Source organism: Mycoplana sp. BE70 (assembly GCF_031455855.1).
Classification (GTDB): Bacteria; Pseudomonadota; Alphaproteobacteria; order Rhizobiales; family Rhizobiaceae; genus Mycoplana.
The window spans coordinates 43,932-58,206 of sequence record NZ_JAVDTM010000016.1; the positions used below are offsets into that span (position 1 = coordinate 43,932).

General features: G+C 58.3%; 16 protein-coding genes and 1 pseudogene. 10 read left to right on the top strand and 7 right to left on the bottom strand.

Annotated features, from left to right (window positions below; genetic code table 11):
• Window positions 1-7: 7 nt before the first annotated feature.
• Window positions 8-1,399 carry a PLP-dependent aminotransferase family protein gene (locus tag J2Y48_RS23245; RefSeq protein WP_310423305.1) on the top strand — a complete coding sequence of 464 codons (1,392 nt, stop codon included), beginning with the start codon at window positions 8-10 and terminating at the stop codon, window positions 1,397-1,399.
• 770 nt (window positions 1,400-2,169) lie between these two features.
• On the opposite strand, the gene J2Y48_RS25450 is transcribed toward J2Y48_RS23245, so the two are convergent.
• Together J2Y48_RS25450 and J2Y48_RS25455 are read right to left on the bottom strand one after the other, a co-directional pair.
• Window positions 2,170-2,466, bottom strand: coding sequence for a DUF982 domain-containing protein (locus J2Y48_RS25450; RefSeq protein WP_405030293.1), 297 nt, complete (start codon window positions 2,464-2,466; stop codon window positions 2,170-2,172).
• 82 nt (window positions 2,467-2,548) lie between these two features.
• Window positions 2,549-2,794: a DUF982 domain-containing protein gene (locus tag J2Y48_RS25455; protein ID WP_405030294.1), complete on the bottom strand. Its 246-nt coding sequence runs from the start codon at window positions 2,792-2,794 to the stop codon at window positions 2,549-2,551.
• A gap of 84 nt (window positions 2,795-2,878) precedes the next feature.
• On the opposite strand from J2Y48_RS25455, the gene J2Y48_RS23250 reads away from it, so the two are divergent.
• The 3 genes from J2Y48_RS23250 to J2Y48_RS23260 all read left to right on the top strand — a co-directional run bounded on the left by J2Y48_RS23250 (window position 2,879) and on the right by J2Y48_RS23260 (window position 4,087).
• Complete coding sequence (locus J2Y48_RS23250; protein WP_310423308.1) at window positions 2,879-3,277, top strand: hypothetical protein; 399 nt, start codon at window positions 2,879-2,881, stop codon at window positions 3,275-3,277.
• 146 nt (window positions 3,278-3,423) lie between these two features.
• The gene (locus J2Y48_RS23255) at window positions 3,424-3,636 is read left to right on the top strand and encodes a hypothetical protein (RefSeq protein ID WP_310423311.1); all 213 of its coding nucleotides are present in this window, start codon (window positions 3,424-3,426) and stop codon (window positions 3,634-3,636) included.
• Window positions 3,637-3,661: 25 nt separating this feature from the next.
• Window positions 3,662-4,087, top strand: a complete 426-nt coding sequence (locus J2Y48_RS23260) for a hypothetical protein (RefSeq protein ID WP_310423315.1) — start codon at window positions 3,662-3,664, stop codon at window positions 4,085-4,087.
• A gap of 139 nt (window positions 4,088-4,226) precedes the next feature.
• Here J2Y48_RS23260 and J2Y48_RS23265 read toward each other — a convergent pair whose 3' ends face one another.
• From J2Y48_RS23265 to J2Y48_RS23275, 3 genes are all read right to left on the bottom strand, one after another.
• Window positions 4,227-4,586, bottom strand: a complete 360-nt coding sequence (locus tag J2Y48_RS23265; protein WP_310423318.1) for a hypothetical protein — start codon at window positions 4,584-4,586, stop codon at window positions 4,227-4,229.
• A gap of 386 nt (window positions 4,587-4,972) precedes the next feature.
• On the bottom strand, window positions 4,973-5,119 hold the full coding sequence (locus J2Y48_RS23270; protein ID WP_310423321.1) for a hypothetical protein: 147 nt from the start codon (window positions 5,117-5,119) through the stop codon (window positions 4,973-4,975).
• Window positions 5,120-5,809: 690 nt separating this feature from the next.
• On the bottom strand, window positions 5,810-6,019 hold the full coding sequence (locus J2Y48_RS23275) for a hypothetical protein (protein ID WP_310423324.1): 210 nt from the start codon (window positions 6,017-6,019) through the stop codon (window positions 5,810-5,812).
• 307 nt (window positions 6,020-6,326) lie between these two features.
• Here J2Y48_RS23275 and J2Y48_RS23280 point away from each other — a divergent pair, with 307 nt between their 5' ends.
• Window positions 6,327-6,623, top strand: coding sequence for a hypothetical protein (locus J2Y48_RS23280; protein ID WP_310423327.1), 297 nt, complete (start codon window positions 6,327-6,329; stop codon window positions 6,621-6,623).
• Window positions 6,624-6,663: 40 nt separating this feature from the next.
• Complete coding sequence (locus J2Y48_RS23285) at window positions 6,664-6,876, top strand: hypothetical protein (protein ID WP_310423330.1); 213 nt, start codon at window positions 6,664-6,666, stop codon at window positions 6,874-6,876.
• A 255-nt stretch (window positions 6,877-7,131) separates the two neighbouring features.
• Here the strand turns inward: J2Y48_RS23285 and J2Y48_RS23290 are convergent, their stop codons facing one another.
• The gene (locus J2Y48_RS23290) at window positions 7,132-7,269 is read right to left on the bottom strand and encodes a 2OG-Fe(II) oxygenase (RefSeq protein ID WP_405030295.1); all 138 of its coding nucleotides are present in this window, start codon (window positions 7,267-7,269) and stop codon (window positions 7,132-7,134) included.
• Window positions 7,270-7,651: 382 nt separating this feature from the next.
• Between J2Y48_RS23290 and J2Y48_RS23295 the strand changes: the two genes are divergently transcribed.
• Both J2Y48_RS23295 and J2Y48_RS23300 read left to right on the top strand, forming a co-directional pair.
• Window positions 7,652-8,695, top strand: coding sequence for a substrate-binding domain-containing protein (locus tag J2Y48_RS23295; protein ID WP_310423333.1), 1,044 nt, complete (start codon window positions 7,652-7,654; stop codon window positions 8,693-8,695).
• A gap of 202 nt (window positions 8,696-8,897) precedes the next feature.
• A complete protein-coding gene (locus tag J2Y48_RS23300) occupies window positions 8,898-9,977 on the top strand; it encodes an ABC transporter permease (RefSeq protein WP_310423336.1) in 1,080 nt (359 codons plus the stop codon).
• 64 nt (window positions 9,978-10,041) lie between these two features.
• Here J2Y48_RS23300 and J2Y48_RS23305 read toward each other — a convergent pair whose 3' ends face one another.
• A complete protein-coding gene (locus J2Y48_RS23305) occupies window positions 10,042-10,311 on the bottom strand; it encodes a hypothetical protein (protein ID WP_310423339.1) in 270 nt (89 codons plus the stop codon).
• Between the two features lie 37 nt (window positions 10,312-10,348).
• Here J2Y48_RS23305 and J2Y48_RS23310 point away from each other — a divergent pair, with 37 nt between their 5' ends.
• Window positions 10,349-10,657: a hypothetical protein gene (locus J2Y48_RS23310; protein ID WP_310423344.1), complete on the top strand. Its 309-nt coding sequence runs from the start codon at window positions 10,349-10,351 to the stop codon at window positions 10,655-10,657.
• Between the two features lie 933 nt (window positions 10,658-11,590).
• A pseudogene (locus J2Y48_RS23315) lies at window positions 11,591-13,990 on the top strand (arylsulfatase).
• The last annotated feature ends 285 nt before the right edge of the window (window positions 13,991-14,275 follow it).

Below are 14,275 nucleotides of genomic sequence, written 5' to 3' on the forward strand. Positions count from 1 at the left end.
GGAATGAATGTCGATGGCCGAGGGGCAGGCAATGAGAATTGATAAGCCAGACAAAGAGCCAGCATATTCGGCAATTGCCACACAGCTCCAGGCAGAGATCGCAGCCGGCATTTACGCACCGGGTACGGCGCTTCCGACGCAGCGCGATCTGGCGAACCAGCTAGGGGTCAATGTTTCGACGATCCTCAGGGCCTATCAGGAACTTCAGGCGCGTGGATTGGTAACGGGCCGCAAACGACTAGGGACGATCGTAGCTCCACTGTCGTTCGCGCCTACAGACGCGACAGAGGCGGTAGCCGAGCTTGCGGATCTCACCTACAACTCCCCACCGGTTTCGGATTTCATCCGAGCGTATGCGTTGGAACTTGATCGCATCGACGGTGACAGCCGGTTCAAGGAAGTCCAAAACTACTCCTCGGCTAGTGGCTCTTTTTGGGCTCGGGCAGCTGGTTGCCAGTGGATTGCTGAGGGGGGATTGATAACCACGCCCGAGCGCGTTGTTGTCACCAGCGGCGCCCAGCATGCGCTCTTTTCGGCGCTTGCAACCTTCATCAAGCCCGGCGATGTCATACTAACCGATAGGCTGACCTATTTTGGACTGCGTGCGTTAGCCGCTACCCTTCAATTTTCTCTTGTTTGCGTCGATTCGGATGAAGATGGTATTCTTCCCAATTCGATTGAAGCAATTTGCCGAAGTCAAAGGGTGACGGGTCTGTTCGTTGTGCCGACGTTGCACAATCCAACCGCAAAAACACTCGACGCTGAGCGACGCCAGCAGATTGCCACCTTGGCTCGGACGTTCGATTTCATTGTCGTAGAAGACGATGTTTATTCGCTCCTTGCCGACAACGGGCTGAAACCAATTTCGGCACTGTGTCCTGAACGCGCGTTTTATATTACCACCACGTCAAAGGCGCTCGCCCCCAGCCTTTGCCTCGGTTATCTGGTGGCACCCGCAGAGCACGTCGGTGTTGCGGCGGAATCCGCTCGGCTGACGGGCTCGATGGCTACGCCGGTGTCGGCACTCGTCATGACCCGGTGGGTCGAAGATGGTACGGCACGAAAGCTTCTTGATGCCAACAGGCGGGAAATCAATTTGCGCCAAATGATGGTGGACGAAGTCTTCAATGGGTTGGATTACAGATCGGCGCCATATTCGATGTTTCTATGGCTGCGCTTGCCAGAGCCATGGCGCGCTATCGATTTTGCGGCCGGATGCCGTCGCCGCGGTGTTAAGCTCTTACCGTCTCCCGATTTCGCCGCCGACAACAAGGAAATCGAACAAGGCGTGCGAATAAACATTTCCGGCACTATCGGGATTGACCGTTTGCGCCAGGCTCTCGAGACCCTCCGGCAGCTCTGCGAAGACAGACCCCGCGCAGTTCATGGAACGGTCTAGCTTTTGACAGGTCTCCGAGGCTGCTGAAGTAAGCGAAATCGAGACGGCGGCAATCGCGGTGCAAGGCCCGGCCGAACCGCGTGACTTTTTCGTCGTCTCTTCGGAGATAAGTCCCGAAATGAAGAATCTGGGAAACAGCGTCCCAATCCCAGCGAGCTCTGGATGCGTGGTTCAAGCCGGCACGCTTAACTTGAACTGCCGCCAGTTCTTGTCGCAATTCAGGACCATCGAGCAGGACCGCCAACGCTTCGAGACTAATATGAAACTGGCGTTGAGCAATGTAGTCACAGTGCAGGCCGATATTTGGAGAATTGCGAGGGCATCGTGGATGGAATGCCCAGCGACGCGTTCGCCATAGTGCGCGGCTTTGACCCGATCGATCTTGGCGAGGACGGTTCGTCAGGCGCCCTCGGAACCCTGAAAGGGATTGAGGATAACTTCGAAGTCGTTCGGGTCATTTCAACGGAAGGTTGGCTTGGAGCGTTGTGCTCGTTGAGCGCTTTTTGATCAAAGATTCGTTGAGAGCGTTGTTTTCACAGATACATTGCTAGCTTAAGACTTTGGGAGCTTTGGTTTTTTTCGGATTCCGGAGTTTTCAGCGTTCTTCATCGGTTCAATTTTGAGGCCGGTGCGTCCACCGGCGTATCGATGTGGATACGCGATTGTTGGCCGCGCGAATCGCCAGCTTGTACGGAAATCTACGCTGATGACATCATTCACGGGCTGACCTCTGACGCGGTCACGACGCGTAATGTGACTCCAAATCCCGTTTATGACGATAGTTCGCGAGGTGTTCCGCATGAAAAATCTGATGCAGGCACAATGTCCGCACTCCAGGTGGCCAGTAGCGGCAATGCCTCATTCGATCCGCGGCAACTGCGCCAGAAGAACGGCGCTCTCCGACTGGCGGCAAGGAATGCCGTACGGCATTCTTCCGTAGTTCGGCTGCCACAAAGCGCTGCGATGCATGTCCGCCTAGCTTTTTTGTATTTGGCACCACCCATGGACGGCCAGACGTTAGAGAGAGCGTGAAGCGCTTCGTCCGGAGAGCGTACCAGCAGCGACATTCCGCGGGGGGGTTTTCACACAGATCGGCACTTCCCAAGGTTTGCGGGATTTTGCTCATTCTCATTCATGAGACGGATCCCGTCAGTCTATGTTCGCGTCTCGGCATGCTCCCATGAAGGTGTATCGAGCTTCCTCCAGGGTTTTGGATCTGGAAAGCGCTGCGAGGCATGCTCGCTTTGCTTGACTGAAGTGCTCATCGTCGGCTTCCGGCCACACCTGGGGGAGCACTGCGAGAGCCTCTTCCGGACCTCGGATGACCTCGATCGTGCCTTCTGGGGTAGTGATGCGGACTGGCGATTTCCAGTGGTGTTGATCATTATCGCCCATGACGTGGTCCCAGTAGAAACAAAAAAGAGAAACTGGAAGCGGCGCCCAAAGTTCCGCATTTCTGCATGATGTCGAGGCGAATCCATGAAGGGTTCGCAGGCGATGCAAGGCTGGCAATCAGTGGTTGACTCGCGTGTCTACTGTATCTGCGAGGAGTACGGCGTGACCATCGTCGATGGCCGCTCCTACCCTGGCATTCGCGAGACGCGCGCCGTCGTGACACTCGATCGAATCCTCGCGGCAAAAGGCGAGGATCATTTCCGTCTCGTTCTGTCCACGGTTGCTGAAACGGAGAACAATCAGGGGTATATCGACAATCACCTGCTTCTGGCCGTCAGCGACCTTGTGGAGACGTACAGGGCTATTGTGGAGCCAAGATCCCTCTGGATGGCTCGAATGCTTCGACAGGGCTCCTATGGGCGAATGTCTCCGGCACCAACGGTTCGCCCTGATGGGCATGTTGGCCGAGAGAGTAGTGCGTAGGTTTGGCCCGAACGCGGGACAGGGCGATCTCTTCGACGAAAGGCGGGCGGCATGAACAAGGCTGAAATCGCGAATTTCTTCATCAAGGCGGCATTCATCGACAGTCGCTTACCGATCGATGCGCGGCCGAAGCGGATGAAAGGATCGTGGGTTTCCACACCGAGGACGAGATCAAGGAGCGCCGTGTAACAGGCATCACGCGGGGCAAGCAGAAGGAGCACCTTCTACCCGGCGACGACCCCTTGAATGAATGGCGATATGAGTTCTGGCAGAACATGGAGAACCGCATCAGCCGCAACGATGTTGGCCTGTGGGAAGTGGCGAACGAACTAATCGCGCTTGTCGCGGACGGAGGGTAACCGCCGCGCGCTGTGGGCGTGGGCCATGGCCAAATCCGGGACGCTAAAGGCGCACGAAGACAAGACCCGCAAGACGCGGAAGTTCGGCGAGGTGAAACTGCACAAGCGGACCAGCAAGGGCGTGTTCTTCGTCGCATGGTGCCAGTCGGAAGGCATCCACGAAATGACCGGCGGACGCCGCAGAGATCTAGAGATTGCGGTTATAGAACAGCATCTTATTCGGGGCGGCTCACCCAATGCACAAACCGGCAATTTTCGGCTGCCTGTTGACCCTGTTTTCGAGCACATTTCGGATAACATCGCAGCCGACGCTTCGAAGGGTAAAGGGAGGACATTCGAGCGGGACCGGGACACGGTTTTCGCGAAGGAAGCAACGCTTTCGGTGTGGGGTCAGTATCGTGCTGCCAAACGCCGCCGCGCCCGCGAGGCCAAGAAGCGAGAGGCGGCATAGTTTCGGGGCGCCGTCACACTCCCCGGGTTACTCATGTGGCGTTTCCGGTAACTCGCTGCATGGGGCCACTGAAAATCGGCAGGCAAGGCGCTAAAAAAGGAGGCCGCAAGCCTGATAGTGAGACGCGGAACGGATTAAACTAATGTAGCCTAAAGCCGAACTTGTTGCGATTGAACACGCCTCTAAGTTCGATTGCATCGGCCTCTCGCAATCCTGTTACCTGCCGGCTTCCCAATTCCACTGGTTTGCCGGTGTCGCTGGCAAAGACTGTCCAGGTTCCATCACATTCTTCTCGGTGGCCGTAGGGCTCAGCCGCAGATCGCTGAACATAAGTCGTCTCGGGATGCAAGGCATCGAAAACGGACAGCACGAGCGAAGAACGTTTGCGGAAGGAACCGTTGATCGGCTCCAGTTTAGACGTGACGTAGCCGGCTCGATGTAACATCTCGCGCATTAGCGCCGCGTCGGACGGTGAAGAAAGATAGATGTTGGGGCGCATGGATTCTGCCTCGCTTGGGGCCAGGGTAGCCAACCCTCAAACAGCAGAGCCCGTGAGATGACTGCTGAAGCACTGATAATGGGCGCTCCTGTGCCAAATAGCAAAGGGTCAATTAAGGTCACTTCGAGTAAGGTCACTTCGAGGTGATGCCTCACGAGATGCGCCGCAGTGGTCAACTTTTGACGGGTAGGACCTCCGGAGGTAATCTAAAAGAGCCTACCGGGTGGAACACGCTGGTCATGGCGACTGTGGGGTGATCGCGCTTTGCTGCGACAGGCACGGTAAGGTCGGTGCGGTTTCGCCCCGGCCTTTTTTGTTGACGGCCACCGAAGCCGGCGCCAAGCGAATGGCCGTCCCGGGCAAAACGACGGAAGGCAACGTAGCGATCAACTGGCTGTCATCAGAAGCGTGACCCACGCGATGAATACTAGCGAGAGGATGAGTGCCCACTGACCTAGAACTTCATCGTGGAGCAGGGTAAGTGCAAGAGCACGTGTGTTCAGGTAGGTGAGGCGTAAGGTTTCGGAGAACATGGCGTCCTCCTTTCGGATCGGGGCCAGGGTAGCCAGCCCTCAAGCAGCAGCGCCCGTGATATTGTCTGCTGAAGTGAGATTATGGGCTCTTCTGTGCCTATTAGCAAACGGTCAATTGAGATCGCTTCGAGGCTGAATCGGCAACGAGAGATGGGCTGTCGTACGGTGCCGACGCAATTTACTGCGTTGATACCGGCTGCCGCAATGTCGCCGGGCTAAGTCGTACGTAAAACCATCACGACTGAAAACAGTACGAGCAAAGCACAGATCAACGATCGACTAGACATCGTCGCTCACCCCAGGGCACCTTCATTTTCCCATGCTCACAGGTCCATGCTTAAGCAGCGAAGCCCGTAACTTGGATGCTGAAGTAGAAACAATGCGCGTTTTTGCAGACGCTAGCAAGCGATCAATGGCCAGCTCGAGTTGCAAGGGAAACAGGGCGGCGGACAAGGCAAAAACCCGTTAGGCAACGGAGGGGAGCGGGAGGGCAGCGTAGCGCTGCGGTTGGTCCTGACTATCCTGCGGTATCAGCGAGCCATCGTCCGGTGACGTAATTGGCTGACGGATATCAAGTAGCGCTATGCTAAGCACGATGACGACCAAGGCGCATAGCAGCAGCACGAAGGTGAGGCCTGACTTCTCCATGGCTGCACTATAGCACGGCTGATCGGATACCGCCCGCCGCCGTCAGTGCGGGGTAAGCCGTTGTTGCTCGCCAACGATCATGTTCTCAATCTCCTGGGGTGTCTCGACCACGTGATAGGTGGCGAGGCCATCGCGAGATGCGGCGAGCGTAGCAACCTGAGTGAATTCAGCCCCATCGTATCGCCGAAAGTTGACCACATTGTCCATGTTGACGTGTAGGGCTCCGCTCGTGTCGTGAAGTTCAAGCCACATTTCTGTGCCCCTCAGGGTTGATCCATGCTCGTCCTAAAAAGCGCCTGGCATGGGAGCAGACCAGCAAAAGCGGAAGGATACCACAAGCTGTACCAGGACTCACGATGGCCCGTAACGCCTACGACCGATCTAAGCACTGGCGAGCGCTGAAGAAAGCGACCCACGAGCGGGACGGCTGGCGCTGCGTCGTGCCAGCCTGCCAGACACCGACACACCGTCTCACTTGCGATCATATCAAGCAGCGAGGCGAAGCGGCGGACAGTGTTCCTGTCGCTCGACCTGTCGAAGAAGAACGACCTGACGGCGCTTGGCATCGGCTTTCGCGACGACGACGTTCTTCACGCGAGGGTTTGCTACTGGAAGCCCGAGTATAAACTCGCCGAGCGCGCAGGAGGACCACGCCCAATATGTCGAGTGGGCAACCGCGAAGCTGACTATCGGCGCACTCGCGGCGCTCGTCGGCGGCAGCTATGCCCTCGTACTTGATTTCGCCGATGGCAGCCTACCGACGCCGGACAGCTTCACCGCGCAGATCGCTGTGATCGGTGGGGCGGCGCTGACGCTTTACGGTCGCTGGGTGGCTCGCCGGCCGATCGGGGGCTGATATGACGAGCGACATCGATACGCGAGACCGGGTAATCAGGATGGAAACCGAACTGAAGGCGCTGAAAGACGATGTCGAGGACATGCGCGTGAAAGTGGGCGCAATTCACACGCTCCTGACCGAGGCAAAGGGCGCCCAGAAAGCTGTCCGCTTCCTGATCTGGTTGGCGCGGCTCGGTGTCCTCGGTGGTGCGGTGGCCGGCTGGCAATGGCTATCCGGCGCACGCGGCGGTGGTTCGAGCGGGCTGTTATGAGGGCGCAAAGCGGAAATTGTTTCCGCCTTGGGGCCGGGTGTGCTGGTGGCGAATGAGGGCTTCCATAGCTCGGCGATTGGCCATTAGCCACGCAAGAGCGATTTGCGAGGGTGTCGCGCCCTTCGTTGCGGCATAGCCCGTAAGCCACTCGATGATCGGCATATTGAGAGGCATGAATTCCTTCGAGAAGCGAGGAAAGCCTGCGCGGAAGTCCGTCTTCGCATCGCTACATTCGCATTACATGGCGAAGTTGCGTCAAAAGCGCGTGTACGGATGGCGCTCCTTGATCCCCATGCGCGCGTTCCAGTCGGTGGCGACCACGACAAGCCGCGGATAGAGCGCGGTGCGCAAGCCGGCGATGAGGTCCGGCAGCGGATATCTGATGCACGCCAACTGCCTGCGACACTTCCGAGAACCGTCACGCCAGGCTCCAGCGTCGCTGCAACCAGCCGCTCCTTCTCCGCCCGCGGCCAGCGCCGACGACGCTGCACCGATCCGATCACCTCCACGCGCGACATCGTCATAGGACTACTCCCAGGATTAGTCGCAGGACTTGCGATGTTCGCCCTGTCTCGGCAAGGCGGCCATCACCGGACGGTTACATAGCTACATCCGCCGCAAATAATTGATGCTACCCAGGGCGCTATTCGGGTAATGTGCTCGGGGTGACACTCTCCGCCCGCGATCACCTGAATGTGGCGAGTGTCCTTAGTGGAGAATGACTAGCTCTCCTTGCCGCGCAGGCGGCCGGAAAGTCTCACCAAGGGAGGAACATGTGCTTACGAAATTCCGTTTCGTCACGATAGGCGCTGTCGCCGGTGTGATTGCTCTCGGCGCCATCAGCCTGGGCTCGGCAACGGCCGACAGCCCGATCATTATTGGTCTGATCACCAAAGATGTGACCAATCCCTTCTTCACCAAGATGAAGGAAGGTGCCAACGCCAAGGCCAAGGAACTTGGCGCGGAGCTGCGCGCCTTTGCCGGCAAGAGCGCCGCCGACAACCAGGGTCAGGTCGATGCCGTTGAGAATCTAATCGCCGCCGGCGCCAAGGGCATCTTGCTGACCCCGTCCGATACCAGGGCGATGGTGGCGCCGGTCAAGGCGGCGCGCGACAAGGGCGTCCTAGTGATCGCACTCGATACGGCACTCGACCCGATCGAGGCGGCTGATGCCACTTTCGGCACCGACAACTTCCAGGCCGGACTCCTGATCGGCCAATGGGCGAAGGCCACGCTGGGCGACAAAGCTGAGGACGCCCATGTCACCTTCATTGACGAGAACATCAATCAGGCCACGGTCGACGTTGCCCGCGACCAAGGCTTCATGACGGGCTTCGGCATCGATACCAAGGACCCGACCAAGATCGGCGACGAAACCGATCCGCGGATTTCCGGCCATGGCCTCGGCAACGGCCAGGCAGAGTCGTCGCGCACGGCAATGGAGAATCTTCTCCAGAAGGACCCGGCCATTAACGTGGTCTACACAATCAACGAACCGTCGGCGGCGGGTGCGTATGAGGCGATCAAGGCTGCCGGCATGGCCGACGGCCATATCTTGATCGTGTCGGTTGACGGCGGTTGCCCGGGTGTTAAGAACGTCGCAGCCGGCGTCATCGGGGCGACCTCAATGCAGTTCCCACTGCTGATGGCCGCCGAAGGTGTCGAGGCGGTGGTGGAATTCGCCAAGAGCGGCAAGAAGCCCGAGCCGTCGCCGGGCCTAAAGTTCTTCAATACCGGCGTCAAGCTCATCACCGACAAGCCGGTGGCGGGCGTGGAGTCGACCGATACGACCGAGGGCCTCAAGCTCTGCTGGGGTTGATGGGCAGCCCCATTTCCGTCTTGAGCAAAGTTGAAGAGGGAGAGTGGTAGAGGACCGTTCTCCCAATCTTTCTCCTCATCGCTTGACGAGTGTTTGGTACCGGCTCGGTGCTTCCCAGTCTTGACCGTGCGACCTGCTCTCGCTCCGCCCTTTTTCGGCACTGCGATATGCTCGCGGTTCGATGCGCTCTCGGGTGTCAATGATGAACAGCACCACCGAAACGACTAATCAGAGCAGCAAGATGATCCGACCGGCGGCAGCCGGCGAGATGCCAGCAGAGTTCGACGAAGAACAGCCGTCGCTGTTCCGGCGTGGCCAGCATTTCCTCCATGGCCATCCGACGATGATACCTGCTCTGGTGCTGGTGCTGGGGATCGCCGGTTTCAGCCTAGTGGCTGGCGACCGCTTCTACACCCCCTATAATTTCTCCCTAATCCTTCAACAGGTTACGATCATTGGAACCATCGGCGTTGGCCAGACGCTGATCGTGCTCACGGCCGGCATCGACCTATCGGTCGGCGCGATCATGGTCATCACATCGGTGATAATGGGACGGGTAGCGGTCGATTTCGGCGTGCCGGTCTACTTGGCGATGGCCCTCGGGTTTCTCGCCGGCACAGTCGCCGGAGGAATCAATGGCATTCTGGTGACACTTTTCCGGATGCCGCCTTTCATCGTTACGCTCGGCACATGGAGCGTCTATCTGTCGATGGATCTCTATTTCTCGGAGAGCAAGACCATCCGCTCGCAGGACGTGGAAGCAGTAGCGCCGCTTCTCCAATGGCTGGGAACTCCATTCGATTTCTACGGGGCCCGGCCGACCTACGGTTCGATCGCCATGATCCTGCTCTTCGTCCTGTTCTGGTACATCCTGAACCAGACTGCATTCGGCCGGCACATATACGCGACAGGCGATGACGAAGACGCCGCCCGGCTCGCCGGCGTACAGACGAACCGGGTTCTGATCAGCGCCTACAGCATTTCCGGCCTGATCTGTGCGTTCGGCGGCTGGCAATTGATCGGGCGCGTGCAGTCGGTCACGCCGCTTGCCGCCGGCACCACCAATCTCGACTCGATCACCGCGGTGGTGATCGGCGGTACGAGCCTTTTCGGTGGACGCGGATCGATATTCGGCACACTGGCCGGCGCGCTGATCGTCGGCGTGTTCCGCAACGGTCTGGTGCTGGCCGGCGCCGACGTGCTCTGGCAGGAATTCACGATCGGGCTCCTGATCATCGCGGCCGTCGCCATCGACCAGTGGATCAGGAGGGTGGCAGCGTGACGCCCCGCGAAGCTCAGGCGATCCTGCGGGCGCGCGACCTGGTCAAGCGCTTCGGCCGCGTCTTTCAATTGAAGGTCTGAGTAGGCGCAACGCGTTCGCTCGACAGTAACCGTCCGGTGAGGGCCGCGATCAGGCTGTCAATCGGCGCGCAAAGTTCACTCCTGCCCTTCTTCACCGACAATTTCTGCAGGATCTCGCAGCACATCGGCGAATCCACGAACTGCAGCTTCAGCCCCATTCCACACCAAGCTTTTCGGCGGCTGTACGAGATGCGGCGCCCGGGAAAGCGTTTCGCGCTCATGATCGCGTCGGGAGGGGAGGGAACGAAAGCCATGGTTGCACGTTTCTGCCGCAATTATGGAGGGGCCAAAATGGCTGACAGCACGGATATCGAAGCGCAGGTGCGCGAACTCCGCGAGCAGTTTGACGCTTTGAAGAAGTCCCTTACCGAACAAAGCGCGAATGCCGCAAAACGCGTCCGCGGAGGCGTTGCCGCCGCTCGTAACAGTGCATACCAAATTGCGGACGACGCAATCGAATATGCCAAGGGCGAAGCTGCATCCGTTGGTGACGCAGTACGTCAACATCCGACCGCGACATCCACAGCCCTGGTTACGGCAGTGGTTCTGGGATGTGTGATTGGCTACTTGGCCGGAACGATGTCAACAAATTCGCGTTGACCCCATCGTGCCAACCGCATCAACGAAACAAGAAACTTAACCGGCGACACTGACAGCATGTGCTTGGAGCTAGCTAAATAACTTCAGACTCAGATTCAGTTGCCATTCGACCCGTGACCCCATCCACCTCTATGAAAAAGAACACTGGCTTAGAGGCAGCGCTTTGAGGCCGTGGTTCGTACCCCCCGGGCTCCCACCAGTTTGACGCATCCACGAAATTTTTTGGCCAAGCATTGAGAAGTTGTAAATTCGCTTCCCTGCCAGCACGAATTGAATCGGGACGACGTAGGGCTTTCCGCCGAGGGTGCATCCGAGCCGGGCACATGTTCTTCGGCTGGCAAGGCTAAGCACTGATCGGTGGTCATCTCTTGGATGAGCATAGCATTCACCTCTTACCTATGTGCTTGCAGAGGGGGTAGTGGTGATATTTAGCCATGATTCTTGGGTTTTTTGCAGCGAAATTCAAAACGCAAAGCTATGGGCAGTTGGTTGCGGGAACTGCACCAGTCGCGGGTCTATGCGGTAGAGTCGTTGATCGCAAATTCCGCGGAGACGCCCAAGGCAAAAGGGTCCCACCTCGGCGTCGCCAGAACTCATGTCCGCTTCGGGCCAATAGCGGACGAGCGACTTCAGCTTCGCGCCATTAGCAGTCATGCGGGCAGGCGTGCTTCATGCAGCAATCTACTTCTTCGGTCACTCACTTACTACTTAGTGGATGCACAACCGGCAAAATGCGGTACCACCTGTGCGCTATCCGCAAAATGAATTTTGGATCCGTAAGGACTAAGTACAATTTGATGGGCTGGTGCCCATTGGATTACCGTAACGTTAGGACTGCCTATATTAGCCTTGTGCACTAAAGGAATATCTTGAGGGAGTTTGTCGCTGGGAAGCCTCAGCGTTCTCAACCTAAGCCAACTGGAGCATTGAACGATGAAGACGCGCGCCTACGTAGCGGTGCTTGCCGCTGGCTTCGTTTCAATCTTTCCCGCTGCCGCCCAGCAAGTCACCGGTGCACCCGGCTCACCAAGCGCCACATCTACGATCGATGGTCAGTCGCTACCCGCCGCGCCACCGCCGTTCGGCGGGGTGATCAATCTCGATGCCCAGGACTCAACCCCCTGGTGGCCCCCAACAGTGGTGCCGCCAAAGGGCGCCCCGAACGTGCTACTGATCATGACCGACGACGCGGGTTACGGCGTTTCCGGGACCTTTGGCGGTGTCATCCCCACACCCACACTGGACCGGATCGCGGCCGATGGGCTGCGTTTTACCCAATTCCATTCGACTGCGCTGTGCTCACCCTCGCGCGCAGCGCTGATCACCGGGCGCAATCATCATTCGGCAGGTTTCGGGGTGATCGCCGAGCAGTCCACGGGCTTTCCGGGCTACGATTCGATCATCGGACCGAACAACGGGACGATTGGCACGATCCTCAAGGACCACGGCTACGCCACCTCGTGGATGGGCAAAAACCACAATACTCCCACATACGCAATTTCCACATCGGGCCCGTTCAACCAATGGCCATCCGGGATGGGCTTCGACTATTTCTACGGCTTCATGGGCGGGGAAACCGACCAGTGGACACCCTGGCTTTTCCGCAATCACAGCCAGATCTTTCCATGGAATGAGAATCCCAACTACAACATGATCACTGGCATGGCGGATGACGCCATCAACTATCTGCGCGAAGTCAACGCAGCGACGCCGGATAAACCATTCTTTATGTACTATGTCCCCGGCGCTACTCACGCGCCGCACCAACCAACCGAGGAATGGATCAAAAAGTTCGAAGGCAAGTTCGACATGGGCTGGAACGCCATGCGCGACGTGATCTTCGCCAACCAGAAGCGGCTCGGCGTAATCCCGGAGAACACCAAGCTCACCCCTTGGCCCGACGATCTGCCGCAGTGGGATACGCTGACCCCAGACGATAAGAAGATGTTCGCCCGCCAAGCCGAAGTCTATGCCGCCTACGTTGCCTACGCGGATCATGAGATCGGCCGGGTGATTGACGAGGTCAGCAAACAGGGCAAGCTGGACAACACTCTTATTATCTACATTGAGGGCGATAACGGTACCAGCGCCGAGGGGTCGACCATCGGCACCGCCTTCGACCTTGCGGCGATACAGGGCATCAACATGCCGGTCGCGGACCAACTGAAATTCTATGACGTGTGGGGCGGTCCGACGACCCAGCCGCATATGTCGGTCGCCTGGTCCTGGGCTTTCGACACGCCGTTCAAGTGGACGAAACAGATAGCGTCGCACTTCGGGGGCACCCGGCAGGGTATGGCTATGTCCTAGCCGGGGCATATTACCGACAAGGGCGGCATTCGCAGTCAGTTCCATCACATGATCGACATAGTGCCAACGATTCTGGAGGCGACTGGCATCGAAGCACCACAGACAGTGAATGGTATTGCGCAAAAGCCGATCGAGGGCGTCAGCATGGCCTATACCTGGTCGAAGGAGGGCAAGGACGTGCCTTCCGCGCGGAAGACGCAATATTTCGAGATGTTCGGCGATCGTGCAATCTACCACGACGGATGGATCGCCTCCACGACGCCGCCGGCCGGGCCTTGGCTGATGGGACTGGGCAAGCTGCCAAACGTGATCGACGGCTATAACTGGGAACTTTATGACCTTACCGACGACTACTCCCAGTTCAACGATCTCGCTGACAAGGAGCCGGCCAAGCTGAAGGAGTTGCAGGACCTCTTTCTCGTTGAGGCTGCGAAATACCAGGTATTACCGCTGGATAACTCCGTCGCCGCGCGCCTACTAGCGCCGCGGCCGAGTGCGACCGCCGGACGCGATGTCTTCGTATATTCTGGCGAGCTGTCCGGCCTGCCGGCGGCCTCCGCCCCCAGCCCACTCAGCCGGTCTTACACGATTACCGCCGAGGTCGAGGTTCCGGAGGGTGGCGGAGAAGGGATGCTCGCAACATTGGGCGGTCGCTTCGGCGGTTATGGTCTCTACCTGCTGAAGGGCAAACCGGTCTTCACCTACAATCTGCTCGCGTTGGAGCGGTTCCGCTGGGAAGGCGCGGAGGCGTTGACGCCGGGAAAACACAGCATCGTGTTCGACTTCACCTATGCAGGACCTGGGTTTGGCAAGGGCGGTAAGGGTGTGTTGAGCGTCGACGGTGCAACAGTCGCCGAGCAATCGATTCCACATACGATCCCCTTCCTGGTGACGATCGACGAATCGTTCGACGTGGGCATCGATACCCGCACCCCGGTTGATGACAAGGACTACCAAGTGCCGTTCCGCTTCACGGGTACGCTTGACAAGCTGACGGTGAAGGTCGGCCCGCCGCAGGGGTAGGCGCCGGCTTCGGCCATATTCCGCCAGGAGTCCGCGACGGCTTGATTGGTGATCGCCGGCTATATCTCCGGTCAAACAATTGGTGACGTCCGCTTTGGGGCCGTCAGCGGACCGGCAGCTTTCAGGAAATCGCCAAGGCTACCTGAGCGACCGCTAGCTGCAGATAGGATGTCCGCTTCTGCCCGTTCGCCATCCAGAAGCGGTCGGGCAGAAATCCACCCCGTCATCGCCGATCGGCTATTGAAGAGGTGAAAATCAGGAGAAAGAACAGAAACGTGCTCGCCG

Excerpts from the sequence above, each read along its gene's own strand:
- J2Y48_RS23245 (WP_310423305.1), top strand. The coding sequence starts at position 8 with ATGTCGATGGCCGAGGGGCAGGCAATGAGAATTGATAAGCCAGACAAA.
- J2Y48_RS25450 (WP_405030293.1), bottom strand. The coding sequence starts at position 2,466 with ATGTCGCTGCTGGTACGCTCTCCGGACGAAGCGCTTCACGCTCTCTCT.
- J2Y48_RS25455 (WP_405030294.1), bottom strand. The coding sequence starts at position 2,794 with ATGGGCGATAATGATCAACACCACTGGAAATCGCCAGTCCGCATCACT.
- J2Y48_RS23250 (WP_310423308.1), top strand. The coding sequence starts at position 2,879 with ATGAAGGGTTCGCAGGCGATGCAAGGCTGGCAATCAGTGGTTGACTCG.
- J2Y48_RS23260 (WP_310423315.1), top strand. The coding sequence starts at position 3,662 with ATGGCCAAATCCGGGACGCTAAAGGCGCACGAAGACAAGACCCGCAAG.
- J2Y48_RS23265 (WP_310423318.1), bottom strand. The coding sequence starts at position 4,586 with ATGCGCCCCAACATCTATCTTTCTTCACCGTCCGACGCGGCGCTAATG.
- J2Y48_RS23270 (WP_310423321.1), bottom strand. The coding sequence starts at position 5,119 with ATGTTCTCCGAAACCTTACGCCTCACCTACCTGAACACACGTGCTCTT.
- J2Y48_RS23275 (WP_310423324.1), bottom strand. The coding sequence starts at position 6,019 with ATGTGGCTTGAACTTCACGACACGAGCGGAGCCCTACACGTCAACATG.
- J2Y48_RS23285 (WP_310423330.1), top strand. The coding sequence starts at position 6,664 with ATGGAAACCGAACTGAAGGCGCTGAAAGACGATGTCGAGGACATGCGC.
- J2Y48_RS23300 (WP_310423336.1), top strand. The coding sequence starts at position 8,898 with ATGAACAGCACCACCGAAACGACTAATCAGAGCAGCAAGATGATCCGA.
- J2Y48_RS23305 (WP_310423339.1), bottom strand. The coding sequence starts at position 10,311 with ATGGCTTTCGTTCCCTCCCCTCCCGACGCGATCATGAGCGCGAAACGC.
- J2Y48_RS23310 (WP_310423344.1), top strand. The coding sequence starts at position 10,349 with ATGGCTGACAGCACGGATATCGAAGCGCAGGTGCGCGAACTCCGCGAG.